Below are 24975 nucleotides of genomic sequence, written 5' to 3' on the forward strand. Positions count from 1 at the left end.
CCTTTTTAAAATCAGTCGTCTGTCTTAGCCCATGCCCGGATAATCGGTATACCCGTGGGCGCCACCCCCAAACAAGGTTTGGGGATCAAAACTTGCCAAGGGAAGCTGATCACGCAAGCGCGCAGGCAAATCCGGATTGGCGATAAAGGGGCGACCAAACGCCACCAGATCAGCCAGGCCACTCTTTACAATCTGCTCGGCCCTGTGTGCGTCGTACTTGCCCGCAACGATAATTCGACCCGAAAAGTGAGCACGCAAGGCATGGCGAAAATCATCAGGAATCTCAGGGGCATCATCCCAATCGGCTTCGGACAGATGGATATAGGCCAGACCCTTCCCATCCAGTACCTTCGCCAAATGCAAGATGGTTGGAATGATTTCGGGACAGTTCATGGCTCGCTGCGTAATAAAGGGAGCCAGACGGATACCCGTGCGCTCTGCACCTATCTCCCCCGCTACTGCTTCGACCACTTCTCTGGCAAAACGAATACGGTTCTCCACGCTGCCGCCATACGCATCTTCACGGTGATTGGATGTGGTACGCAGGAACTGATCAATCAGGTAGCCATTGGCACCATGGATTTCCACGCCATCAAATCCCGCTTGCATGGCTTTGGCGGCCGCCTGACGGTAATCCTCAATCACGGCTGCAATCTCTTGCTCGGTCAATGCGCGCGGCACGGGGCAATCCAGCATCCGCCCCACCCCATCCTCCCCCACGACCCAAACCTGAGCCTGGGGTGACAAGGCGGAAGGAGCCACAGTCTGCCCATCTGCATGAAAGCTGGCATGCGACATCCGACCAACATGCCACAGTTGCAAGACAATCCGGCCACCGGCCTGGTGCACGGCATCTGTTACCAGGCGCCAGCCCTGCACCTGCTGCTGGGTGTAAATACCGGGCGTAAAGCTGTAGCCTTGCCCTTGTCGCGAAATCTGCGTGGCTTCGCTGATCAACAAGCCTGCACTGGCACGCTGGGCGTAGTACTGGGCCATCAGCGCGTTCGGAATATCACCCGGCTGGTCGGTACGGCTGCGTGTCATGGGAGCCATCACGATACGGTTAGGCAACTGCAAGCTGCCCACTTTTAATGCTGAAAACAAAGTAGATGTCGCTAAACCCATGATTCGTGTGCCTCATCAAAAAAATGAAAATGTGGATCACAGTGTGCCTTTTCAGACTCTTTAGAAAAACAGGCCTTTGCTTGAAACGATCTTCAAAAATATTTTGAAAATAGCGTCATAATTAACCCTATTAGTTCGCTTTCCAGCATAAAAACTCTGAACTCAGCCCAGCGAGACACGCCATGAAAGCCCTGCAGGATCTGGAAATTTTTGTTCGCACCGCTGACACGGCCAGCCTGTCCGCCACGGCACGGGGTCTGGGCATAACACCGGCAGCCGCCAGTGCGGCACTCAAACGCCTGGAGGCGGAAGTGGGGGTGCAGCTTTTTCTGCGCTCCACCCGCCATTTGCGGCTGACCTCTGAAGGCGAAGTGTTTCTGGCCCAATGCCGTCCCGCCCTGTCCGCCCTGCAGCAAGCCAGCCTGCAACTGGCCAGCGGCGGCCCCGGTTCCCGTGGCCAACTGAAGCTGGCCGCACCATCCGACCTGGGGCGCAATGTACTCTTGCCGTGGTTGAACGAGTTTCAGGACGCCAATCCGGGCGTGGACATACGTCTGCATCTGTCCGACCGGCTGGCCAATGTCTACAGCGAACCTATTGATGCAGCCTTTCGCTATGGCCATCCGGCAGACTCCAATCTGGTGGCTCTGCCTTTAGCGCCGACACACCGCCGGGTCCTGTGCGCCGCCCCCTCCTACTTGAAGCAGCACGGCACCCCCACCTCCCCTCTGGAACTGCAGCAGCACGACTGTCTGTGCTTCATGCTGGGGGATGATGTGCATGATCGCTGGAAGTTCGAGCGCAGCGGCCAGCCCGCCACCTTTGTTCGTGTCCGGGCAGTGAATGTCTCCAACGACGGGGATGTGGTCCGACGCTGGGCTTTGCTGGGCAAAGGCATTGCGTACAAATCCTACTTCGATGTGGCCCAGGACCTTGCCAGTGGCCGCCTGCACGCTATCTGCGAGGACTGGCAAGGCGAAAGCACGCCCCTGTATTTGCTGGCGGCCGGAAGGCAGCAAATTACCCCCCTGCTGCGCCAGCTACATCAATTCATGCAAGAGCGTCTGGAACGGTGGGAACAGCAGCATCTGCCGAAAAAGCACACAGGAACGACGATGAACGTCTAGGAAATCGACCCAAGGCCGTCATCCTACCTTGCTCTAATTCGATCGACCCTTTCCCCAACATCAGTGACAAGGCTATCGAATCATGAGACATGCGCACACGGCCCGCTCCGCCTCCCAGCGGCCCGGTTTTCCCTCCCCCTCTGAACACTCGTATCCAGACAGCAATAAGCGGCCCTTCCAAGGTCTGTCCCGCCCTGCTTTTGGCAAACCCGGCCTGCTCAAAGCCCTTGCGGTGGCCACCCTGTCGGCTACCTTGGCTGCTTGTGGCGGGTCCGGCACAGGCAACGGCCCGGAAGCTGAACCCGAAACACCCGTCAACCCGGACAAACCGGATACCCCCAGCACCCGCCACGCCCTGATCATCAATCTGGACGGGGCTACCTATCAGGCCGTGCAGCAAGGCATTGCCGCTGGCAGCCTGCCCAATCTGGCCAAGCTGCATGTGCAGTTGGCCTACAGCGGAGGCGTCGCCGGTACCCCCAGCCAACAGGCCAATCTGGATATGCCCAGTTGGGCCAGCCTGCTAACCGGAACCTGGGCCAACCGCCATGGCGTGGTGTCTACTGCACCGGATCAAGTCCTGCGCCAAAACAGCCTGTTCCACTCCGCGCAAAACGAACAGAATGCTGCAGCCGTGGCATCCAAAGGCTTGGCACACTTGCTCAAGGCCGATCACGATGCCGAGCGTCTGCATAAGCTGGCCGACTGTTCGCCGCAGACCGTCACCTTGTCCTGCGTATCCAGCCAGGCCCTGGAGATGATTGAAGGAGACTATCGCAAGGTCCTGGTTCAGTATCGCTCCGCCAAAGACGCCGCACTGGACTTTGGTATTGAATCGCCCGACTACAACGCCACGCTTAGCAAGCTGGACAAGGAAATCGGCACTCTGCTGGACGCTGCCGCCAAACAAAAAGACCGCGAATGGCTGGTAGTCGTGACCGGCAACCATGGCCTGAGCGAACACGGCCAGGATAATGGCTTGCCGTTGCTGCCCCAGTCCACAACCTTCCTGGCTGTCAATCAGGCCGTCAACACAGGGGAGCACGGTATTGGCGCCAGCGTACCTGCTACGCTGCCCGAGCTGTATCAGTACAACAGCCTGGTGGATGTGGCCCCTACCATCATGCGGTATCTGGACAAGCTGCCCCCGGCTGCCGACTACAAGCTCGATGGCAGCAGCCTGCTGGGCCCTCAAGCCGTCACGGGTCTGCAAGCCACGGTGCTGGACAATCATTCCTCCACCGTCGCGATCAAACTGGACTGGAAAGCACCCGCCGATGCCCCTATCGACATCTTGCGTGACGGCCAGGTGATCGCCTCGCGTCTGCCTGCTGGCACACAAAGCTACACCGATAACCAGGCCACCGCTGGTCTGTCTGACCGGGGCACCTACCAGTTTGACTACACCGTGCAGGCCGGTTCAGGCACCGATGCAGCCTGGCGCAGTCTGTTCAGCCCGCCTATCTCGTACCTGCCTCCTGTCCCGCTGGAAGCCTCTCTGCTCAATGGCCTGGTCTCCTACTATCCCTTCAGCGCCAATTTGCCACCTGTGGACGCGCAGAAAAACAGCACCATGGCCCCCGCCTCCAAAGATCTGCCCAATGCGGCGGGCCTGGTCGTGCCCGGTCCCTTTACAGGCACGCATGGCTTGCTGGTTGACACCAACTATGTCACCGAAGAAGGTCTGGAAGGCTATCGCATGACGCCAGCTCAAGGCTTTGACATCTCCACGGGCAGCAACCCGCAATTCACCATTGGCTTCTGGTATCAGGTGCCCAAGTGCATTGATCGCAACAATGTCACCGTCTTGTCCAACAAGAACTACGTCAGCGGCGCCAATGCTGGTGTCGCCATTGGCTTGTTCAGCAGCGGCAGCCAGAACCAGTGCGGCATTGCATTCAATATTGGCTCGGGTGGGGTACGTGCCGACGGCCCGACCAACCCTTACACCCAGATTCCGGTCGGTAAGTGGGTACACATTGCTTTCTCGGTCGACGGGGTTGCCAAGACCATGAATATGCGCGTGTTTGATCCCTCTACCGAGCGTGTCACGCATGTGGCTACCGACAAATCCACAGGCGCTGTTGATCTCTCCAAACTGTCGCCCTTCCCGCAATGGGGCATTGGCGATGATGGCACCGGCAAGTTCCTGATGAACAAATGCAATGGCTCGGTCACGCCTCCCTATACCGTAGGCAAATGCTCTGTTGCTCCGCCCACCCAGCAAATGTTTGGTGACCTGGCCATGTGGAACCGCGTCCTGAGCAACCAGGAACTGAGCTCTATCTACTGGTCCAAAAAACCACTGACTAGCCTGAGCACACACTAAGCGAGCCCACCATGATTCTGAATTTACGGACTGTGCGCCACGCCCTGCTCGCTGGCATGACTGCCTTGTTGCTAAGTGCTTGCAGCAGTGGAAACTCCAGCGACTCCGAGGCCCCGCCCGGCACGGGGAGCTCGGGTAGCGAGCAAGTGCCCATTGTGACGCCCCCAGCCACGGGCTCTCAAGGCGAGCAAGGCACGGACTTGGGCACGCCCCCCACACCGAACTCGCAATTGGACTGCGCACCTTAAGCGCATGGTAGCCAGGCCCGACGAATGTCCTCGCCTGGCTCCACTCCAACCTCTTATCGACAAGGCTTTCCCCATGACTCACATCAATCGTCGTAATTTTCTGCGACTGGCTGCCAGTGCGGCCGCTTTGGGCCCCTTTCCACCTGCTATTCAAAAGGCGCTGGCTATCCCCGCCAATAACGCCACAGGAACGATTAATGACGTGGAACACGTCATTATCCTGATGCAGGAAAACCGCTCTTTTGATCACTACTACGGCACCATGCCGGGCGTGCGTGGTTTTAGCGACCGCATCACCATCCCCATGGCGTCGGGCGAATCGGTCTGGCGTCAGCAGGGCACCAACGGCGTGGTACAGCCCTATTACCTGGATGCGACCAAAGGCAACGCCTTGCGTGTCGGCGGCGCACACGACTGGAACGACCAGCAAGAAGCCTGGGACGGCGGCCGCATGGCAGACTGGCCCAAAGCCAAGTACACCAATGTCGCCATGGGCTACCTGAAAGAGTCCGATCTGCCCTTTCACTGGTCGCTGGCCAACGCCTTTACCGTTTGCGACGCCTACCACACCTCTATCAATACCGGCACCTTCACCAACCGCATGTTCTTGTGGAGTGGCAGTAACGGAGCCAATCTGAATGGTCGCGCCTGCGTAACCAACTCCAACTGGGGAGGCCTGGGCCCGTCAGAAGATGGCCTGGACTGGACAACGTATCCGGAACGTCTGCAAGAAGCCGGTGTGCGCTGGAAGGTGTATAACCGCCCCGGCAACAACAGCAATAACAACCAGCTCGTCGCCTTCGCTTCCTACCGTAAAGTCAACGAGGAGCTGACCGCGCTGGGCTCGCCTTCTGCCGAATACTCCCATCAAATGGAAGCCCATTCCCCCCTGTACAAGGGCTTTGGCAACACCATGCCTGACGGTGGCTTTTTGCAAGCCATTGCCGATGACATCAAAATGGGCCAATTGCCGCAGGTTAGCTGGATTGTGGCCCCCGGCCCCTACAGCGAGCACCCCAGCATGGGCGTGCCCGGCCAGGGAGCCTGGTATCTGGAGCGACTGCTGAACATTCTTACCGAGAAGCCAGAAATCTGGAGCAAGACAGTCCTGATCGTGAACTACGACGAGAACGACTGCTTCTTTGACCACATGCCCCCACCTGCCCCACCCTGGCGCAACCAGGATGGTTCTTTGGAAGGCAAATCCACGGTGGATGTCTCCAATGAGTACTACACCATGCCTGCCCCGGATGGGGATTCCCGCAAACTCCCCCCCGATGGCCGCCCTTTCGGGGCTGGCCCGCGTCTGCCTACCCTGATTATTTCCCCGTGGAGCGTAGGTGGCTGGGTCAACTCCCAACAGTTTGACCACACCTCGGTATTGCGCTTTCTGGAGCAGCGCTTTGGTGTGCAAGAGCCCAATATCAGCCCCTGGCGCCGCGCCGTCTTCGGCGATATGCGTTCCTGCTTTGATTTCAAATATCCCAATGCTTCCAAACCCGCATTGAGCCCGGCACCCACACGTGACCAAGCCGATGCCACCCTGCGCCAGCAAGCCAGTGCAGGCAAGGTACCCATGCCCCCCGTTGGCACGGAGCCCATGCCCAGCCAGGATTTAATGCTGCGCCCTTCACGCGCCCTGCCCTACCAATTGCACACCAGCGCCAATGTGGACCTGGACAAAGAGCAGGTCTGGTTAACGTTCAGCAATACCGGCGCACAAGGCACGGTATTCCATGTGTACGACGAGCTCCAGCTCTTGGAATATCCCCGACGCTTTACGGTGGAAGCCAACAAGATCATCTCGGATGCCTGGACCATTCACGCGGATCACAAGGGCAATTACAGCCTGTGGGTGTTAGGGCCAAACGGCTACCATCGCCACTTCAAGGGCAACATTCACGCGCTGCGCCAGGGCCCCAAACCGGAGGTGCGCGTGTGCTACGAGCCCAAGGCCAATGCCGTGTCCCTGACCATCATGAATATGGGCGACCAGGCCGCTACCGTCACGGTGACAGCCAACGCCTATCGCGAGGATGGCCCCTGGGTCTACACCGTTGATCCGGGCATGCAAATGGATGCACGCTGGTCGCTGGAAGTCTCGGGCAACTGGTACGACTTCACCGCCACCATGGGCGGGTCCTTCGAGCGCCGCTTTGCCGGTCGCCTGGAAACTGGCCGGGATGGCATCAGCGACCCGGCCATGGGTGTCGCACGCTAGTCATACTGTCCAGGCACAATGACAAGGTCCGTTCCGGAAAGATCTGTTAGAGAAGTACGATGACGCTCAACCAAATACGGGCCTTCGTCATGGTGGCCCAGCACGGCGGCTTTTCAGCCGCCGCGCGGGCCTTGAACATGAGCCACACCACGCTCAGTTCACAAATTCAAATCATTGAACGCGAATATGGAGCCGAGCTGTTTCACCGGCGTGGCCGACGCGTAGAACTGTCCACTCTGGGTCTGGAAATGCTGCCCATGGCCAGGCGCATGATCTCGCTGGAATCCGACATGCGTCAAATGCTGGGTGGCAGCGGCAAACTGCACTACGGCACCTTGAAGCTGGGTGCAGTCAGCCCCTATCACGTCACCGAGCTGATCGAATCCTTTCATGCGGTGTATCCGCGCATCAAGCTATCTGTCAAACTGGGCAACTCGGAATTAGTGCTGGACGATCTGGACCAATACATCTGCGATGTAGGCGTGGTCGCCAGTTGCCAGCCACAGCGCCGTTACTACATGCAGCCCTACGCCCGTTACCCGGTCATTGCTTTTGTGCGCCATGATCATCCCTTTGCCCGACGCGAGACCATTGCGCTGGATGAGCTGGCGGGTGAACCCTTGCTGATGCGCGAAGAAGGCTCCACAACCCGCAAAGCATTGGAAGACGCCTTGCACGAGCGCAAGATCAAGGTGGATGTGGCCATGGAGATAGGCAGCCGCGAAGCCCTGCGCGAATCCGTGATTCGTGGCCTGGGTGTGGGCACGGTCTCCGAATCTGAATACGTGCCGGATCCACGCTTGCGTGTGGTGCGTATTCAAAACGAGCCGGTCTGGACGCAGATTCACGTCTGCTGTTTGCACGAGCGCCGGGAGTCACGTTTGGTAGCCGCTTTTTTTGATGCGATTGCTCACCATCAAAGTGCCCTGTCCGTCGCCAGTACTGCCGCCTGAAACAAGCAGGCAGCAAAAAGGGCGGGGTTTGTCACCCCGCCCTTCTTACCAGGCCTGATTCAATGCCCCCACAGAATCAGGGTGTCTCGCCTTGCGCCAGACGTGCCTGGATCGCCAGCACCACAGCCGGGAAATCGGCCACGGTTTCAATCACGTAATGAGCACCAGACTGACGCAAACGCTCGCTGGCACGCTCGACACGTGCTTGTACTTCTGCCGGATCAGTTTGAGCCAGCTCGTCCAGAGACAGACCCACTTCATTGCCCGACAGGCTCAAACCTACCGTCCACATACCGGCACGGCGGCCTTCTTCAATACCCGGCACGGTATCGTCCACTTTGATGCAACGACGAACATCACCCACACCCAGAGCCAGCACATTGGCCAGTGCCATGAACGGGCCGGGGCGACCACCGGCAGGCAATTCGTCACCCGCAATAATGCAGTCTGGTGCAATGCCCTGGCTGGCAGCGACAGGCAACAGCACATCCAGCACCTGACGCGGGTAGCCCGAGCAAGAACCAATTTTGATGCCCTTGGCACGCAACTCTTCAAGCACTGCCGCAGCGCCTTCAATGGGGGCCGAGTATTCCGCTACCTTCTCGATCTGCATAGGCATGAAACGCTCGTAAATAGCGTCAATGTCGGCATCGGTAGAAGCACGCTCGAACTGGGCCAACCACTGATCCTGAATCGACTCGGTAGCCAGCAAGGTACGGATGTGATCACGCTTGGACAAGCCCATCGGGCCGCGGGCCTGCTCCAGGCTGATTTGAATGCCAAAAGTGGCAAAGGCATCTACAAAAATCTGCGTCGGTGCCAAGGAGCTGAAATCGACCAGCGTGCCTGCCCAGTCAAAAATAACGGCTTCGACCTTGTCCGACATCAGCGTATTGAGCGCATTGAAATTCTGAGTCATTGTTTGCAACCTTCAGTCCTAAAAACAAGCCGGGTCAAAAACCGGCTTATACCTGCACTGCATCCAGAGCATGTGCACCAATAAAATTACGTCCGCGTGGTCCTTGCAGTGCCTGGGCGATGCGTTGCTGCCACTGTTCGGGTGATACCCCGTAGCTGGCCGGGTCCGTGCTGACCCCCAGGTTTTGCAGAAAGCCGCTCAAGGCAGAGACAGCTTGAGGGCCGTTGCGGGCATCAAAAATCGACAATAAAAACTGATCCAACTGCTCATCCTGACCCAAGGCCATCTGCATCACATGCGGCAGGCTGAACGAGCATGCAATACCGTGTGGCAAACCCTGCTCCAGAGTCAGGTCGTAGGACAGGGAGTGCGCCAGAGCCGTCTTGGTATTGGAAAACGCCAGGCCCGCCATGGCGGCAGCCACAGCCAGTTCAGTGCGCAACTCCAGGCTGGACAGATCCTGCATCAGCAAGGGCAAGCTGCTGATAATCTGCCGTGCCGCAGACACTGCCAGGCTGGCCGATACGGGGTTGCGATTCACATTCCATAAGGATTCCAGCGCATGCGACAAGGCATCCAGGCCACTGGCCAAGGTCGCGCCAGCGGGCAGGCTGCACATCAGGGCCGGATCAATAATCGCGGCCTGAGGCCAGGTCCAGGGCAGATGCAGGGAGTACTTGCGCCCCTGCCCCTTATCCCAAATTGTTGCCCAGGGGGTAACTTCGCTCCCGGTTCCTGCCGTGGTGGGCACGGCAATCAGGCTGCGCACCCGCCCTGGAGGCTGGCTCAGGCTGGTATTGCCCGACAAGCAGTCGAGCAGTTCGGCAAACGTCCCCGAAGGGGTGCTGGTCAACATGGCTTTAGCGCAATCAATGACGCTGCCGCCACCCAAGGCAATAATGCACTCGACCTCGGGGTGGTCACGCCACAGACGCTCGTACAAAGGCGCCAACCAGGACACATCCGGATTCGGTTGAATATCCGTTTCGATCGCAACCAACTGCTCACCCAGCAAGGCTTGCAGGCGCTCGCACTGTCCCAGCTCGCGTGCCTCCGGGAAAGCAATCAGAATGGCCCGTCGACCGCCCAAGCGCTCGGGCAAGCGCTTGAAAGCACCTTCACCAGCATCGATCTGAACGGGATTGAAAAAATGCCACATAAAAAATCTCGAATAAAAACAGCGATCAATCGCGCCCGTTGTTGCGAATGGCCTCACGCAGGCGATTGGAAATCAGGTCGGCTACCACCACCATCACCGTAATGACCACGATGCAGGTTGCGGTTTCCTGGTACTTGAACAGTTTCAGGCTGCTGACCAGTTCAAAGCCCAAACCACCCGCTCCCACCATGCCCAGCACGGTAGCCGAACGCAGATTGACCTCGAAGCGATACAAAATCACCGCAATCCAGGCCGTAATCACCTGGGGCAAGACACCAAACACAATCACTTGCAAAGGACGGGCACCAGTAGCGCGCAAGGCATCCAGCGGGCCTTGATCAATCTCTTCAATGCTTTCAGCAAAGAACTTGCCCAGCATCCCCACACCGTGCACAGCCAGAGCCAGCACACCGGGGAAAGGCCCAAGCCCCACCGCAGCTACAAAAACCAAGGCCAGAATCAGCTCGTTGATACTGCGTATCACGTTCAGGCTTTGACGGGTAAAGCCGTACAGATAACGGTTGACCTTCAGGTTACGGGCCGCCAGAAACGACACCGGTACGGCTCCCAGCACACCCAGCACCGTGCCCCAGATCGCGATCTGAATAGTCTCGATTGCGGGTGCGACCAGACTGCCCAAAATGCTCCAGTCTGGCGGGAAGGTACGGCTCAGGAAGTCGGCAATCTGCGGCAAGCCAGCCGCAAATTCGGCGGCGCTCAACTGAGCACCTTCAGCGCTCCATTGCAGCCCCACGACAATCGCAGCAAGCAGCAAGGCCGTAGTGACCCAGCCTTTCATACCCGTAGGCGTGGACATGACCCAGGAATATTTATGTTCCATGATCAGGCTCCCTTGGTCGCAATGGTCAGTGGTTCGCTCAGGAAGGAAGCAGCGGCCTCACTTGCCTCTTGAGAGTGAGCACCGCCCTGCCCTGGCTCCGGGCCAGGATAGATACGGGCCAGATCATCTTCCGTCATCAGATCAGGGGCACCGTTATAAACCACGCGACCATGGGCCAGGCCCACAATACGGTCGGCAAACTCACGGGCGTAATCAACCTGATGCAGGTTGCACACTACGGTAATACCCAGTTCCCGACTGGCGTCGTGCAAATAACGCATCACCAGACGCGCTGTTTTAGGGTCCAGGCTCGCAACCGGTTCGTCGGCCAGAATAATGCGGGGACGCTGCGCCAGGGCACGGGCAATGCCCACACGCTGACGCTGGCCACCCGACAAGGAATCCGTGCGAGCCTGGGCTTTATGCGCCAGCCCCACACGCTCCAGACACTCTTTGGCCAGGGCAATATCAGCAGGGCCGAACAGTTGCAGGATCGAGCTCCACACGGGAACCGCTCCCAAACGCCCGGTCAATACATTGCGCAGCACTGACAAACGAGGCACCACATCGTGATGCTGGAAAATCATGGCAACCTGGCGGCGCAATGCCCGGGTATCCTGAGCCGACATGGCATCAATACCGGCCACCGACATCTCGCCCGTATCGGCCTGCGCCAGCCGGTTCATGCAGCGCAGCAAGGTGGACTTGCCCGCTCCGGACTGACCTAAGACAACCAGAAACTCACCGGCTTCTGCATCCATGTCCACACCACACAGGACATCATTGGAGCCATAACTTTTGTTCAGGCCACGCAAACGGATCATTTCATGCTCCGCAGATCCAGATTCAGCACCTTGGCGGTATCACGCACCACGTTGTAAGCAGCATCGTCGGTAGCCTGAAAGCCATTCAACATGCCCTGATCACCCCAAGGTACATCCTTGATATTGGCCAGGGCCTTGGCCACTTTCTCTTTGACGCTGGGGTCCAGATCCTTGCGCCAGACCATGGGCGACTCGGGGATATCGCTGGAGGACCACACCACTTTCAAATCATCCTGAGCCAATTGGCCTTTGGAAATCGCGCTGGCGTAAATACGGTCAGCCACAGCAGCAGCATCTACTTTCTTGTTGGCTACAGCCAGCAGGCTGGCATCGTGCGAACCGGAAAACACCACGCGGGAGAACAGCTCTTCAGGTTTATAGCCATCGTTTTCCAGGCCCGCTTTAGGGAACAGGTGGCCTGAAGTAGAGCTGGGGTCTACAAAGGCAAATGTGCGACCTTTCAACTGATCCACATTGTCGATCCCGCTATCGGCACGCACCACGATCAGGCTCTTGTAAGCGCTTTTACCTGTTTTCTTGGTGACGGCAACCGCAAAGGCCTCCACATCTGCCACCGAGCTGGCCAGCACATAAGAGAATGGTCCCAGGTAGGCCACGTCCAGCTTCTTGGCACGCAGAGCTTCGATAATTCCGTTGTAGTCCGTAGCCACAAAAGGCTCGACCTTCATGCCGGACTCGCGCTCCAGTTGCTCAATAACCTGCTTGCTCGATTCGATCATGGCCTGCGAGTCTTCGGCAGGGATAAGACCAATCGTCAAGGTGTCCTGAGCGGCGTGGGCGGCAGTCCCGAACACCGAAAAAATAATAGTGGCGGCGCTTGCCGCGATGAAAGAGCGGCGGGCTGTCTGAAATACGTTCTTGTTCACGGCAGTCGTCCTTGAGGTTTGTAGGAGGAATGCCGACATAGTAGAAAGGTCACATTGCCTTCATGTTATCGATTTAGCATTCAAAACATCAGTTATCTATAGATGGAGTCTATATGTCCGCCGCACGCCTACGTGCCTTCCTGGCTGTTGCCCGACATGGCAGTTTCAGCGCCGGGGCCCGCGCCCTGGGACTGGCCCAACCCACCGTGACCAAACAAATACAAGGGCTGGAACAGCAACATGATGTGGAGTTGTTTCATCGTCGGGGCAGAGGTGTCCAACTAACCCAGGTGGGGATAGCCCTGTTGCCGGTCGCGCAGCAACTGGGAGCGCTGGAAGTCGATGCCTTCAACCTGCTGCATGACAGTGGAAAACTGCATGTAGGCCGACTGCGTATTGGCGCTGTCGGGCCTTTTCATGTGATTGAGATGGTGGAGGCCTATCACCGGCTATTTCCCGGCGTGGATATCTCTATTCATATGGGGAACTCGGCACAGGTGCTAGCGGATCTGGCCGACTACGCCACCGATATTTCCGTGCTGGCCGGAGCCTGCGACGACCCGGCCTTTCACACCGAACATTACGCCAGCCATGCTGTTATTCTGTTCGCCCCCTTGTCGCACCCTTTGGCCCGGTACGACAGTGTGCCTTTATCTGCCTTGCAGGATGCTCCTTTGCTACAGCGGGAATCGGGTTCCACCACGCGTGCCTGTCTGGAAGCGGCACTGGAAAAGGAAAATATACGGCCGCGCGCGGTCATGGAGATTGGCAGCCGGGAAGCCCTGCGTGAAGCTGTCGCCCGAGGGCTGGGCGTGGGCACGGTGTCCGAAGCAGAGTTCATCCCGGATCATCGGTTCAAAGCGGTTCGTATTCAGGGCGATCCCGTGCGCACCGACACGTATTTGTATTGCCTGACCGAGCGCCGAGACAGCCGCATGATTGCCCAATTTTTCACAGAAGCTTTGGCATTACGCAAGCAAATACAAACGACTACATAGACGCATTTGTGAGTTTTAGGCTACTGTGCATCAGGAGGCCATGACAGTCAGTGATGTGTTTCGTCCATTTTCTGCGCGTAGACTCACAGTTTCAAGGCCCGTCAGTTCTGTTTGATTTACTCCCAGGGAGGACGAAAACCATGCTTGGCATGATGATGAATACCCCGCTGTTAGTGTCATCCATACTGCGTCATGCGGCCAACTACCACGCAGACCGTGAGGTAGTCTCACAAACGGTAGAAGGCCACATCCACCGCTACACCTATGCAGATCTGTCCAAGCGCAGCCAGAAACTGGCCAATGCGCTTCAGAAAATGGGCTTGCAACAAGGCGACCGTGTAGGCACTCTGGCCTGGAATGGCTATCGTCACCTGGAGCTGTATTACGGCGTATCAGGCTCGGGCCTGGTGTGTCACACCATCAACCCACGTCTGTTTCAGGACCAGATCGGCTACATCATTGAGCACGCTGGCGATAGCGTCCTGTTTGCCGATCTGAGCTTCATGCCGATTCTGGAAGCCCTGGCCGATCAGCTCTCCAAGCTGAAAGCCGTGGTCATCATGACGGACGAAGAGCACATGCCCAAGTCGGACCTGCTGCCCAATCTGAAGTGCTATGAAACCCTGATTGCCGCCGAGTCCGATCATTTCGACTGGCCCGTTTTTGATGAAAATACGGCCTCCGGCCTGTGCTACACCTCCGGCACCACGGGCAACCCCAAAGGCGTGCTCTACAGCCATCGCTCCACTATCTTGCATGCCTTTGCCTTGAGCATGCCCGATGCCCTGTGTCTGTCGGCCTCCGACACCATCACTCCCATCGTCCCGATGTTCCACGTCAACGCCTGGGGCCTGCCCTATGCGGCATTGATGGTTGGCGCAAAACTGGTCTTGCCCGGCCCGAAACTGGACGGCGCCAGCCTGCACACCTTATTTGAAAACGAAGGCGTCACCATGACAGCGGGCGTCCCTACCGTCTGGCTGGGCCTGCTGGACTGGATGCAAGCCAATGGGAAAACCTTCAGCAGCCTGCAACGCCTGGTCATTGGGGGCTCGTCTGCGCCACCTGTCATGATTACCCGCTTCCAGAAGCTGGGCGTCAAAGTACGCCACGCCTGGGGTATGACCGAAACCAGCCCAGTGGGTCTGGCGGCCGCCTTGCTGCCCAAACACGAATCCCTGCCTGACAACGAGAAGCTCAAGCTGTTGTCCAAGCAGGGGCGTCCGCTGTTTGGCGTGGAGTTCCGCGTTGATGGCGACGATGGCGAACCCATCACCCGCGACGGCAAAATGTTCGGCGCCATGATGGTACGTGGCCCCTGGATTGCGGGCTCTTACTTCAACAGCAATGACACCTCTGCCCACACCGAAGATGGCTGGTTCAACACGGGCGACGTCGTCACGATTGATCCCGATGGCTTTATCCAGATTGTGGATCGCACCAAAGACGTCGTGAAATCCGGTGGCGAATGGATCAGCTCGATCGAGCTGGAAAACATTGCCCAGGCTCACCCGGCGATCAAGGAAGCGGCTGTTGTGGCCAAGCCCGACGAACGCTGGGGCGAGCGTCCCGTCCTGGTGGTGCAATTGCAAGACGATGCCACCTTCACCAAGCAGGACATGATTGAGCTGTTCTCAGAGCAAGTCTCCAAATGGAGTATTCCTGACGAACTGATCGTGGTGGACGAATTGCCCCATACCGCCACCGGCAAGCTGCTGAAAACCGCTATTCGCAAGCTGATCCAAGAGGATCTGGACAAGCTGGCAGCACAAAACAAAGCGGTTTAATCAACACTGACAGCAGAATGAAGGAGCCAGCCTCGGCTCCCTTTACGTGCAATACCAAACGGCCCCCGAAGTTTGGATATCCATCCAGGCCTTCGGGGGCCGTTCTTTTGCAAGAGCCTGAGCATGACGCGTCTCTTGCAAAGGCAGGGGCTTCAAACCGCTATTTCCGCTCCTGAAAACCCCTGGTTCTTGTGCCGAAAAATCACGCTCAAGAACTGGCAGCAGCACTCATGACAATCCCACCTTAAGGATGGACTGGCGTAGGAATATCCCAGATATTCAGATCCGCATTCTCGCGCTCCCAAGCGCGAACAGAGAACTTGGCGCGGTTGAACAAACGCACATAGTTTTCATGGCGAATCTTGTTGCCGATAGCGACAGGAAGCTCATCCAGGAAGTCCTTCATTTTGGACAAATCAGCGTGATACTGATCCGGTTGCATCAAACTGCCCGGCGTCACCGAGGTGGGCGGATTGGACTCAAATCGGTTACGCGTGAAGATCACCACATCTGACCCCCACAGAATCCGGTTCTGATATTCCTTGAAGAAATTCAACCAATCCTGGCGGCTGGGCATGCCCGGTTCGGGGTCCAGCATATAGTCCTGCACCAGATCCCAGGAGATATCAGTAGACCAGCTCGGGCACGCATCCAGCACTTTCTTCACCCGCGTAATGTGATCGCTGGTGGGTTTAACAAAACGCCCCAAACCGGTGTGGGCCCACACCACCTTGGCATTGGGAGCGTGGCCGCAGACATGCTTCAAGCCATTTACGTAATCCTGATTCGGGTAGGCGTTTTCCAGCTCACCCTTGTAGTTGACCTCGACCCGGTACATATCGTTGTGCAAAATCGCGACCAGACCGACCTCTTCAATGGTCTTGAACAGGTACTCCAAGGACTCGGAGTACAAGGACACCTTGCTGCCATCTCCCGCATCAGGGGGTAGGGGCACAGACGGCGCCTTGGTTTCTTCTACCGTTTCACCCGCCAGTTTGCTGGACACCAGTTCCTTGTGAATGGTGAATTCGCCTACCCCGGAAAACACGCCTGGAAAGCTCAACACAGCTCGCTTGATGTGCTGCGAAGCATAAACATCCATAGGATTGAAGGCCGTAATCATGACGTCCAGCTTTTCCTGGTACTGGGGTTCCAGCCTTTCGTACTCTCGCGCAAACATGGCATCGATAAACGAGTAGTAGTACAGGTCCGCTTTAGAGCCAATGTAGTAATTAGGGCCAAACATCTGATTATTGGGCCCTTGCGCCTGATACTCCTCAAAACCGTCCCAGCGTTGTTGCAAGGGAATCGGCATGATGGTGGAGCGAATAATCTGCTGCCGGTCTGCGCTCATGTATCGCTGTGCGTATTCCTTTAAAGGAATCCCTTGCATGGCGTAATTGGACGCATGGAAATGCACATCAGCATAAAGCTGGCTGGTATCCAAACGGGGCTCGGGGGTTTGCGCCACAGCGCTACCCTGAAATGCAGCCAATAATGCAAAGCAGGAACCAACAATCATAGTGGGACGGAGGTAATTGCAAGCCATTCTTGTCTCCCTATCGACAGGTAGTGTGCGAAACGAAATACAGTGACTTGCAAACTATAACCAGACATCTCTCAATTAATGACAAAAAATAACAGATATTCTTTTTTAATTTTCAATATCTATTATTTTTTATATTTTTAAATTTCTATTATTAATAGCCATATAAAACTCATTAAAAAATAATTTTATAATCAGTCCCAATTAATTAAAAAATCAGGCTTTCTTAAAATCTTTAATCATCAGGCCACATAGAACAGGCCCTTGACCTTGCCTGCTCCAGCTTCTGCCATCCATTGCGCCCTTCTAGGACACCGAGTTGGTAAACAAGAGCGATGCACCCAAACCCAGCAAAGCAACACCAATCCCCCTATCCAGCAGCCTCTGCCTAGCCAGCATCGCCGCCCGCAACCGCCTGTTTGAAAACACGATGGCGACGATACTGAACCAGACCCAATGGGCAAACGACATAAAAAACCCATAAGCAAAATTCAGCCAGAACGGCGCATCAGGCTGCACCAACTGCGTAAACGTCGCCACTACAAACAGCATGGTTTTAGGGTTCAAGGCATTGGTCAAAAAGCCCATCCCAAAGGCTTGCCACGCGCTAGGTACCTTCCCTGGTTCGCCATCCGTATTCAAGGGCGTGCGATTCCGAAAAGACTGGTAGCCCAAATACATCAAGTACGCCGCCCCAGCCACCTTCATCACCCAAAACAAGGTGGGCGACTGGGTAATCAGAATCGCTACCCCCAGCACGGTGTAGACCACGTGCACCTGCACTCCTGCGGCAATGCCCAGCGCTGAAATCAAACCAATCCTGCGGCCAAAGGAATAACCATTACGAGTGACCATGGCGAAGTCCGGGCCAGGACTGATCACAGCCAGGATGGTGATGGTGGCAACCGCCAACAGTTCATGCATTTTTAACAACCTTAAGTTTGATGAAATCGGGGCTAAGCCCCACTCCGAAAGCCGCCAGCTCCCAGGCCCTGCCCTACACTTGAGAAGGTTCTGTACTGTCTGGTGAACGGCTCAAGCTCAGCCAGATGCTCAATCGAAAACGACAGCCAAAAACCTAAAAAATAGTGTTTTTTACAGGCGCGAAATTCATTTATTTATTATTATTTTTCCCACCAAGGTGACTTACCCAGGCCCGATACTGAATCACTTTCATACCCACTTTTTCCATAAAATTATCGCCACTCACAGCATTTCATTATTGATAATCCTGTGCTAATTTAAAAACGATAATTACTGCGCCATTTCTGTGAGTTTTCATCGACCATGCAAATCCCTAATCTCACGGCCTTCCGCTACTTCGACACCGCGGCCCAGGCAGGTAGTTTTGTGCAGGCAGCCCAGCTACTGCATGTCACTCACGGCGCAGTCAGCCGCCAGATTCGAGCGCTGGAAGAATCCCTGGGAGTCGAGTTGTTTGAGCGGCGTAATCGGGCTGTCTTTCTGACGCCTGCAGGCCGCCAGCTTTTGCATGTCACCGCCCCCATGTTTGAACGGCTGGAAGATGTGGTGTATCAACTGCAGCAAACCCAGCGCGAGCATGCTCTGGCCGTCTCCTGCGAACCCACCATCGCCATGAAATGGTTGATTCCGCGCCTGGGGAATTTTCAGGCATTGCACCCTAATATCACCGTGCACCTGATCACCGCCGGGGGGCCGGTCAACTTCGCTCAAATGGGGGTGGATCTGGCAATACGTCGCGATGACTTCCATTGGGCCGACTCGGTCTGCGGCCTGAGGCTATGCGATGAGAAGATAGGCCCGGTCTGCCAGCCTCAATACCCATACACGCAGGAAGCGTCCAAACAGGTGCTGATACATAGCAGTTCCCGTGCCCAAGCCTGGGCTACTTGGGCACGGCTTAGCAACACCACCCTACGCTCCGCCAGCAAGCTGCAACTGGAGCATTTTTACTTGTGCATCCAGGCCGCCCTGTCCGGGCAAGGCATGGCGATGGTGTCGCAGCTGATGGTGGAAGATGAACTGCACAACGGCCAACTGATTGCCCCGCATGGCTTCATCCCGGACGGCTCGGCGTACTACCTGCTCTCGCCCCAGGCACTGGATCAGAACCCGCGTGCGGAGGTGTTTGCAGATTGGCTTTGTGAGCAGTTGGCAGGTTCCTGACTGTGGCTCAAAAACATGCACTCATCAGAGTCTTCCTCCGCTCCGCGAAGGAAGACCAAACCGTCTAGAACGAATGGCTAATGCCAAACTGCAAACCGGAGGATTTCCGGCCAGCCTGGCCTTCTGGTGAGATATCCGAAGTCACAAAGCTGGCCTGGCCTTGATTCCGGATATAGCCATAGGCCGAATACAACGTCGTGCGTTTACTCAAGGGATGGACATAGCCAATTGCATATTGCTGTGCATCATCCCCATCCTTGCGCCCCGACTGCCAGGAGGAGGCCGCCGACAGTTTGAGCTGCCCCTTGCCCACAGGCACCATAACCCCCACTAGAGCCACCTCCTGTTTATCTGCTCCCAGCTTGTGCCACAAATAATTGGTGTATAGCTTGAGCGCCTTGAAATCATAAGAAGCACCCAGTGTTGCTGTCTCATAGCCATAGCCCCCCATTGAGGTTCGGCCATAAGCTCCCGCCACATTCAAGGGTCCATTTTCATAGCCCAGGCGCCCGCCTGCATAGCCTGCACCCTTGCTGCCATTGTCATAGGCGTAGTTGAACTGACCGTAGACACCACCCAAATTCTTAGGTAGAAAATACGAGATCATATTACTTGCCCGTGACAGGGTGCTTGCCTCTCCTAGCCCCTGCGGCCAACCCAAAATAATGTTGCTGCTGCCACCTACCCCGACAGTGCCAAAGGGTGAAAAGGCCGAGACGTTCCAGAAAGCCGCGGTATAGTCGCGCCCCAAGCGGATCTCACCTAACTGCTGGCTAAGCAGGCTGATGGTAGAACGTCGGCTCCATTCCAAACCCTGCGGCTCGCCCGTATTTGGTAAAACCGGTGCTTCCAGCCAGAAGCCTAACGACCAGCCATCACTCAATGATTCAGTACCGCGCAAACCCAGTCGACTGGGCAACATATACCCACCCTGATCCATGCCCGTTTGAGACCGCCCCCCGGCATTGGCGGTAGTGATATTCATATCCAAGTGCCCAAAGATCGTTAAAGATGAACTTTGCGCACAGGCCGCTCCTGCCAGCAGGCCTCCCGCCAGAAAAACCATTACTTGAGTTTTCAAAGCTGCCCCCTTTAGCCTGCTTTACTGATGCCAGCCTGACGAATCAGAGCGCGTGTGCTGTCCATTTCAGCTTTCACCTGCTCGGCAAACTGCGCCTGTGGCATAGGCGTGGGCTTGGCCCCCAGCTTCTCAAAGCGCGTGCGGATAACATCGGACTCCAGGGCAGCTACTGTTTCGGCATGCAAGCGTTGCACCACCGAATCAGGTGTTTTGGAGGGGACAAACATGCCAACCCAGAACGGATTATCCACACCCGGGAAACCCGCTTCCGTTGTGGTCGGCACATCAGGCAGCAAAGGCGAGCGCTGCACATCGCTAATAGCCAAAGCCGTCAGCTTGCCCGACTGCACCATGGGTAAAGCCAAGGCCAGGGGCAGGAAGAACCAATCGATACGGCCAGCAATCACATCATTCACCGCTTCAGGCGTACCGCGATAGGGCACATGCAACACATCCAGGCCGACAGCAACGCGAAACTTCTCGCCAGCAATATGTGCACCACTTCCATTTCCCGAAGACCCATAGGTAAAGTCCCCTGGCGCCGCCTTGGCCTGCTCCACCAAATCAGCCAGCGACTTGAAGTCCCGGCTGGTCGTGGCCACCACCACATTGGGCATAGCTGCCAGACGCGTGACCGGGGTGAAGTCACCCAAGGTGTCATACTGCAAATCCGAATACAGCTCGGGATTGGCCAGATGACCTGCTGAATGGATCAACACGGTGTGTCCGTCAGCCGCCGACCGTGCCACCATCGTGGCCCCCAGCACCCCCCCCGCACCTGGCCTGTTTTCAACCACAAACGAAGTACTCAAACGGCTTTCCAGACGTTCGGCCACTGCTCGCCCAATAACATCGGTAGTCGACCCCGCTGTAAATGGAACAATAAGACGCACCGGCTGGGCCGGATAGGCGGACTGCGCGCGCAAGGCCGCAGGCAATGCGGCGAACCCCAAGGCTGCGCCCCCCAACTGCATAAACTGCCGACGATTGATCGTCATGCTTGTCTCCTGATTATTATTTTAAAAAAATAGGCCGGTCTACGCCGGCCCACATTACGGCGTCAACACCAGACGCTGAGCCGATCCTGCCAACACCTGCAGATACGCCTGACGGGCTCCCGCCAATGGAACTAGCCCCGACTCATCAACAGGGAACGCCTGCAAGCTGCCATCCATAAAACCCGGCAGCAGGCTGCGTAATACATCAGCGCAGCGGCTGGCATTCAACTTGAGGCTATCTACCCCAATCAAACGCAGGTCGCGTCGGTAGAAAGCCTGAATATCAAAGGGAACATTACGGCTGGGGGTGGAGATAACAACCTGCGTGCCGCCTAAGGCCAAGGACTGAAGACAGGCTTCGAAATACGGCGAGCCCACTGTGTTGTAAGCAATATCCACGCCTTTGCCATCGGTCATGGCCATTACTTGTTTGGCCAGATCCTCACTATGACCATCAAGAATTTCAATGTCGCTGCTGGCATGACCTGAATAGGCTTGCCCGGCACGCTCTACCCCGATTACCCGAGCGCCCGCCCGTGTCGCCAACTGAATTACAGCTTGCCCCACTTTGCCGTTAGAGCCGCACACCAGTACGGTCTGGCCCGCGCCCGTCAGACCTGCACGTCGCACCCCTTCATAAGCCGTAATAAAAGGCACACCGGCTGTCGCAGCGCTGGCAGCAGAAATATGATCGGGCCTGGCCACCAGGGCCTCGACAGGCAGTGTCAGATAGCGAGCATGTGTACCGTCACGCGTGATCCCCAGATCACCACCGGTCCCCCACACGTCCTTGCCCAGCCAATCCTGCGGGCCAGCCACAACCATACCTGCGTAGTCACGCCCCGGCGTGCGAGGCCAGATGGCATAAGGCATCATGCCCATGGCCGCCTTCACATCGCTGGGATTGATCGCAGCGGCGGCCACCTCGACCACTACCATGCCCTCTGCTGCAATCGGCATGATCTGATCTACGAGCTCAGGGGCAAGAAGCTCGGGCTCCAGGGCTCTCTGACTAACTTTGATGGCTTGGGATTTGTGATTCATAGTTATACCTACTGAAAAAAACATACAAACAGGAAGTGGGCAAAATCCCCTTCGCGGCCCCGCCATTCCGGGGCTAACTGCCAGGCAGTCGGGTGGATCAGGACAGAGGCGGCTTGGGCATAGGGGTATGGCCTGGCTCAAGCTTTAACTCCACCTCCAGGCGATACGTGCCATCGGATGAGGCCTCGAACTCACGCAGCAAAGACCCAACCGCACCAAAGGCGGCATCGCTGTAGGCATAAGGGTCATGAGCATCGAAAATTTGTGTGGTCAGCACCTTGTGACCCGCTGCGGAAGCAATAAAATGCACGTGGGCCGGGCGCATGTGATCGCGCTTCTGAATAGCCAGCAAGGTGCCACATGGACCATCAATAGGAACGCCATAACCCGAAGGTTTGACGCTCTCGAACCAGAAGCGGCCATCCACATCGCTGATAAAAATGCCGCGCAGATTCATATCTTCCTGCTCCGGGTCCTGGTTCTCGTACAGTCCGCTGGGGGCAGCCTGCCACACCTCAATGCGGGCTCCCTTGATCGGGGAACCATCAATGGACACCACTTTGCCAGACACCAGCAACGGCAAACCTTGCGTGTCTGTAGACGCAATCGAAGCCCCGTTATCCAGCACAGGCTGATTGGCACGCCAGAAAGGACCAATCAAAGCGGGCTCGGTACCACCCGCTGCCAGTACAGCCTTGGCATCCATCAACAGTACCAAGGTGGCAACGCCCAGAATGTCGGCTAGCAAGATACCTTCATGACGCAAAGGATTGGTGGCCTGCCCAACCTCGACCATGAAATCCAGACCTTTGTGCAACTCGTCATAGCTCAAACGCACATCCTGTGCGAAAGCATGCAAGTGGCGAATCAAGGAATCCAGAATCTCACGAGTACGTGGGTCTGCCGCCTGATTGGCTGCCAGCACGGCTTTCAGCAAGGCCTCGGGCGTGGCGGGAATAGTCTGTTGAGTCTCGGCATGCGGGCTCAACTCCATTGTGTTGCTCTGTGTCATTGTCTTTGCTCCTGTGTACAAAAATGAGCAGCAAGCTCGTTAATCCAAGCGCACATTGGCGCTGCGCGCCACAGCCGCCCAACGTGGCACTTCAACGGCCACGCGTTGAGCCAAAGCCTGCGGCGTACTACCCACTACCACAAACCCCTGGTCTATCAAGGCGTGCCTGACCTCCTCTTTGGCCAACACTTGAACCAAAGCAGCATTAATCCGCGCCACTTCCTGTGCCGGTGTACCGGCAGGTGCAAAAAGTGCCTGCAAGGTTTCGGATTGGTAATCCGACACACCGGCCTGCTCCACTGTGGGTACGTCCGGCAAGCTCGGCCAGCGCTCGCGACTACCGACAGCCAGGGCACGCAAGGCACCGCTGTCCAGATGAGCTCGTGCGGCAGGCAAAGAAGTCAGGCCACAATCAACCTGTGCGCCTAACACAGCTACCAACGCAGGGGCAGCGCCTGCGTAGGGCACATGTAAAAACTGTCCGCCAGTACGCTGCCAAAGCAGCTCGCCACCCAGATGAACGCTATTGCCTGTGCCTGGTGTGGAATAGGTCAGCCCTTGCACTTGGGTGCTGGCCGCCTCCACCAAATCCTGCAAGCTGTACCAGGAGCTGTCTGAGCGCACAACAATGACATCCGGCGAGGTGACGATTAAAGCGACAGGCTCGAACTGACGAATGGGATCGTAGGGGCCGCCCTCTGGATACAAGGCCGGATTCGTGACAAAAGAGGAGGACACCAGCAAGACAGTACGACCATCCGGGGCAGCCCGCGCTACCGAGGCAATGCCAATATTGCCGCCTGCCCCTGTTCGGTTATCCACCATGACGGTCTGATCCAAGACTTGCGGCAGATGCTTGGCCAACAGCCGAGCGACCAGATCCGAGGTGCCACCCGCTGCAAAGGGAACCACAATGCGCAGACTGGCGCGCTTTGTGCCTGCTTGCGCCCACAAGGGAGCTACAGCCGTCAAAAGCGCTCCTCCCACCAATAAACGCAAGCACTGTCGGCGGCGGCTAAAACTGCCGTTTTGTCCGTCCATGTCATCCCCCGATTCTTGTCGTGCGATGGCGTTCATAAAGAACGCCTCGTGCTATTTCCTTCAGGCCTTTTCGTTCTCTGACAAATAGCCGTCCTGACCATAGACCAGCCCGGTTTCCTCGGCGGCTTTCACCACATCAGGATGCCAGGCAATACGGCCACATTCCTCATCCGTGCCGCCCACCACCGAATACACCACCAAGGCATGATCATTCGGGTTGCGAAAGCCGCGCATCACACCAATCGGGCAGGAAATCACATCCCACTGGTTCAGCATCACCGAGTGCTCGCCCTTCTCTCCCCAGATCACTTCCATCTGGCCGTTCAAGGGGCAGAACACTTCTTCGGTTTTATGAGCGTGCAAGCTGGCCCCCTGGCCAACGGGAATCTCAATGAAGGTCACACCAAAACGATGGTTGCCGGGAATGGCAGGCTCCACACCCTTGTTCTCCAGTACGCCACGATTCATGATTTTGTAGATGTTCTTCTTCATGCCTGGCAGACGACTTTCGATAAAAGTCTCCCGGTAAGGTTCCACCTTGCCCCAGCGAGCAATCCGGGTTGCCTCCATTTCTTTAACTGAAATATCCATTTCCATTCCTTTTTGAGATTAAGTGTCAGCCTGTCAAGATTCACTTTTCATCGCTGTAAAAAAAGATTAAGGCATCAACATTCAATCCATCCACTA

The 24975-nt window shown here is 56.6% G+C and carries 22 protein-coding genes; 8 read left to right on the forward strand and 14 right to left on the reverse strand.

Features of this window, described 5'->3' with window-relative positions; translation table 11 throughout:
• Positions 1-24: 24 nt before the first annotated feature.
• Complete coding sequence (locus JYG33_RS10020; RefSeq protein ID WP_207872137.1) at positions 25-1125, reverse strand: alkene reductase; 1101 nt, start codon at positions 1123-1125, stop codon at positions 25-27.
• Positions 1126-1307: 182 nt separating this feature from the next.
• On the opposite strand from JYG33_RS10020, the gene JYG33_RS10025 reads away from it, so the two are divergent.
• The 5 genes from JYG33_RS10025 (at position 1308) to JYG33_RS10045 (ending at position 8003) form a co-directional block, all read left to right on the forward strand.
• Positions 1308-2252: a LysR family transcriptional regulator gene (locus tag JYG33_RS10025; RefSeq protein WP_207872138.1), complete on the forward strand. Its 945-nt coding sequence runs from the start codon at positions 1308-1310 to the stop codon at positions 2250-2252.
• 82 nt (positions 2253-2334) lie between these two features.
• On the forward strand, positions 2335-4581 hold the full coding sequence (locus tag JYG33_RS10030; protein ID WP_207872139.1) for an alkaline phosphatase family protein: 2247 nt from the start codon (positions 2335-2337) through the stop codon (positions 4579-4581).
• Between the two features lie 11 nt (positions 4582-4592).
• On the forward strand, positions 4593-4829 hold the full coding sequence (locus tag JYG33_RS10035) for a hypothetical protein (protein WP_207872140.1): 237 nt from the start codon (positions 4593-4595) through the stop codon (positions 4827-4829).
• 73 nt (positions 4830-4902) lie between these two features.
• Positions 4903-7050, forward strand: a complete 2148-nt coding sequence (locus JYG33_RS10040; protein WP_207872141.1) for a phospholipase C, phosphocholine-specific — start codon at positions 4903-4905, stop codon at positions 7048-7050.
• Positions 7051-7109: 59 nt separating this feature from the next.
• The gene (locus JYG33_RS10045) at positions 7110-8003 is read left to right on the forward strand and encodes a LysR substrate-binding domain-containing protein (RefSeq protein WP_207872142.1); all 894 of its coding nucleotides are present in this window, start codon (positions 7110-7112) and stop codon (positions 8001-8003) included.
• A 76-nt stretch (positions 8004-8079) separates the two neighbouring features.
• Here JYG33_RS10045 and phnX read toward each other — a convergent pair whose 3' ends face one another.
• The 5 genes from phnX to phnD are packed head-to-tail and all read right to left on the reverse strand — an operon-like array spanning position 8080 to position 12573.
• Entirely contained in the window at positions 8080-8922 is an 843-nt protein-coding gene (gene phnX / locus JYG33_RS10050; RefSeq protein WP_207872143.1) for a phosphonoacetaldehyde hydrolase, read from the reverse strand.
• Positions 8923-8968: 46 nt separating this feature from the next.
• A complete protein-coding gene (gene psrA, locus JYG33_RS10055) occupies positions 8969-10081 on the reverse strand; it encodes an iron-containing alcohol dehydrogenase PsrA (protein WP_207872144.1) in 1113 nt (370 codons plus the stop codon).
• A 25-nt stretch (positions 10082-10106) separates the two neighbouring features.
• The gene (phnE, locus tag JYG33_RS10060; protein WP_243430346.1) at positions 10107-10880 is read right to left on the reverse strand and encodes a phosphonate ABC transporter, permease protein PhnE; all 774 of its coding nucleotides are present in this window, start codon (positions 10878-10880) and stop codon (positions 10107-10109) included.
• A gap of 44 nt (positions 10881-10924) precedes the next feature.
• Positions 10925-11746 (reverse strand): phosphonate ABC transporter ATP-binding protein, encoded by an 822-nt coding sequence (phnC, locus tag JYG33_RS10065; protein WP_207872146.1) that lies wholly within the window; start codon positions 11744-11746, stop codon positions 10925-10927.
• Entirely contained in the window at positions 11743-12573 is an 831-nt protein-coding gene (phnD, locus tag JYG33_RS10070; protein ID WP_243430347.1) for a phosphonate ABC transporter substrate-binding protein, read from the reverse strand. The genes phnC and phnD overlap by 4 nt, the downstream gene beginning before the upstream one ends.
• Positions 12574-12746: 173 nt before the next feature.
• Here phnD and JYG33_RS10075 point away from each other — a divergent pair, with 173 nt between their 5' ends.
• Complete coding sequence (locus JYG33_RS10075) at positions 12747-13631, forward strand: LysR substrate-binding domain-containing protein (RefSeq protein WP_207872148.1); 885 nt, start codon at positions 12747-12749, stop codon at positions 13629-13631.
• A 140-nt stretch (positions 13632-13771) separates the two neighbouring features.
• Entirely contained in the window at positions 13772-15418 is a 1647-nt protein-coding gene (locus JYG33_RS10080; RefSeq protein WP_207872149.1) for a long-chain-fatty-acid--CoA ligase, read from the forward strand.
• A gap of 244 nt (positions 15419-15662) precedes the next feature.
• Here the strand turns inward: JYG33_RS10080 and JYG33_RS10085 are convergent, their stop codons facing one another.
• Complete coding sequence (locus JYG33_RS10085; protein WP_207872150.1) at positions 15663-16940, reverse strand: hypothetical protein; 1278 nt, start codon at positions 16938-16940, stop codon at positions 15663-15665.
• Between the two features lie 330 nt (positions 16941-17270).
• Complete coding sequence (locus JYG33_RS10090) at positions 17271-17888, reverse strand: LysE family translocator (protein WP_207872151.1); 618 nt, start codon at positions 17886-17888, stop codon at positions 17271-17273.
• A gap of 363 nt (positions 17889-18251) precedes the next feature.
• Here JYG33_RS10090 and JYG33_RS10095 point away from each other — a divergent pair, with 363 nt between their 5' ends.
• Complete coding sequence (locus tag JYG33_RS10095; RefSeq protein WP_207872152.1) at positions 18252-19112, forward strand: LysR substrate-binding domain-containing protein; 861 nt, start codon at positions 18252-18254, stop codon at positions 19110-19112.
• Between the two features lie 64 nt (positions 19113-19176).
• Here JYG33_RS10095 and JYG33_RS10100 read toward each other — a convergent pair whose 3' ends face one another.
• The 6 genes from JYG33_RS10100 to JYG33_RS10125 form a co-directional block, all read right to left on the reverse strand.
• Positions 19177-20097: a porin gene (locus JYG33_RS10100; protein ID WP_243430140.1), complete on the reverse strand. Its 921-nt coding sequence runs from the start codon at positions 20095-20097 to the stop codon at positions 19177-19179.
• A 107-nt stretch (positions 20098-20204) separates the two neighbouring features.
• On the reverse strand, positions 20205-21191 hold the full coding sequence (locus JYG33_RS10105; protein ID WP_207872153.1) for a tripartite tricarboxylate transporter substrate binding protein: 987 nt from the start codon (positions 21189-21191) through the stop codon (positions 20205-20207).
• Positions 21192-21245: 54 nt separating this feature from the next.
• Positions 21246-22235, reverse strand: a complete 990-nt coding sequence (locus JYG33_RS10110; RefSeq protein WP_207872154.1) for a zinc-binding alcohol dehydrogenase family protein — start codon at positions 22233-22235, stop codon at positions 21246-21248.
• Between the two features lie 97 nt (positions 22236-22332).
• Positions 22333-23247 (reverse strand): dioxygenase, encoded by a 915-nt coding sequence (locus tag JYG33_RS10115; protein ID WP_207872155.1) that lies wholly within the window; start codon positions 23245-23247, stop codon positions 22333-22335.
• 39 nt (positions 23248-23286) lie between these two features.
• On the reverse strand, positions 23287-24324 hold the full coding sequence (locus JYG33_RS10120; RefSeq protein WP_243430141.1) for a tripartite tricarboxylate transporter substrate binding protein: 1038 nt from the start codon (positions 24322-24324) through the stop codon (positions 23287-23289).
• 24 nt (positions 24325-24348) lie between these two features.
• Entirely contained in the window at positions 24349-24879 is a 531-nt protein-coding gene (locus JYG33_RS10125) for a cupin (RefSeq protein WP_207872156.1), read from the reverse strand.
• Between the last annotated feature and the right edge of the window lie 96 nt (positions 24880-24975).

The organism is Alcaligenes sp. SORT26, assembly GCF_017377875.1.
Lineage (GTDB): Bacteria > Pseudomonadota > Gammaproteobacteria > Burkholderiales > Burkholderiaceae_B > Alcaligenes > Alcaligenes parafaecalis.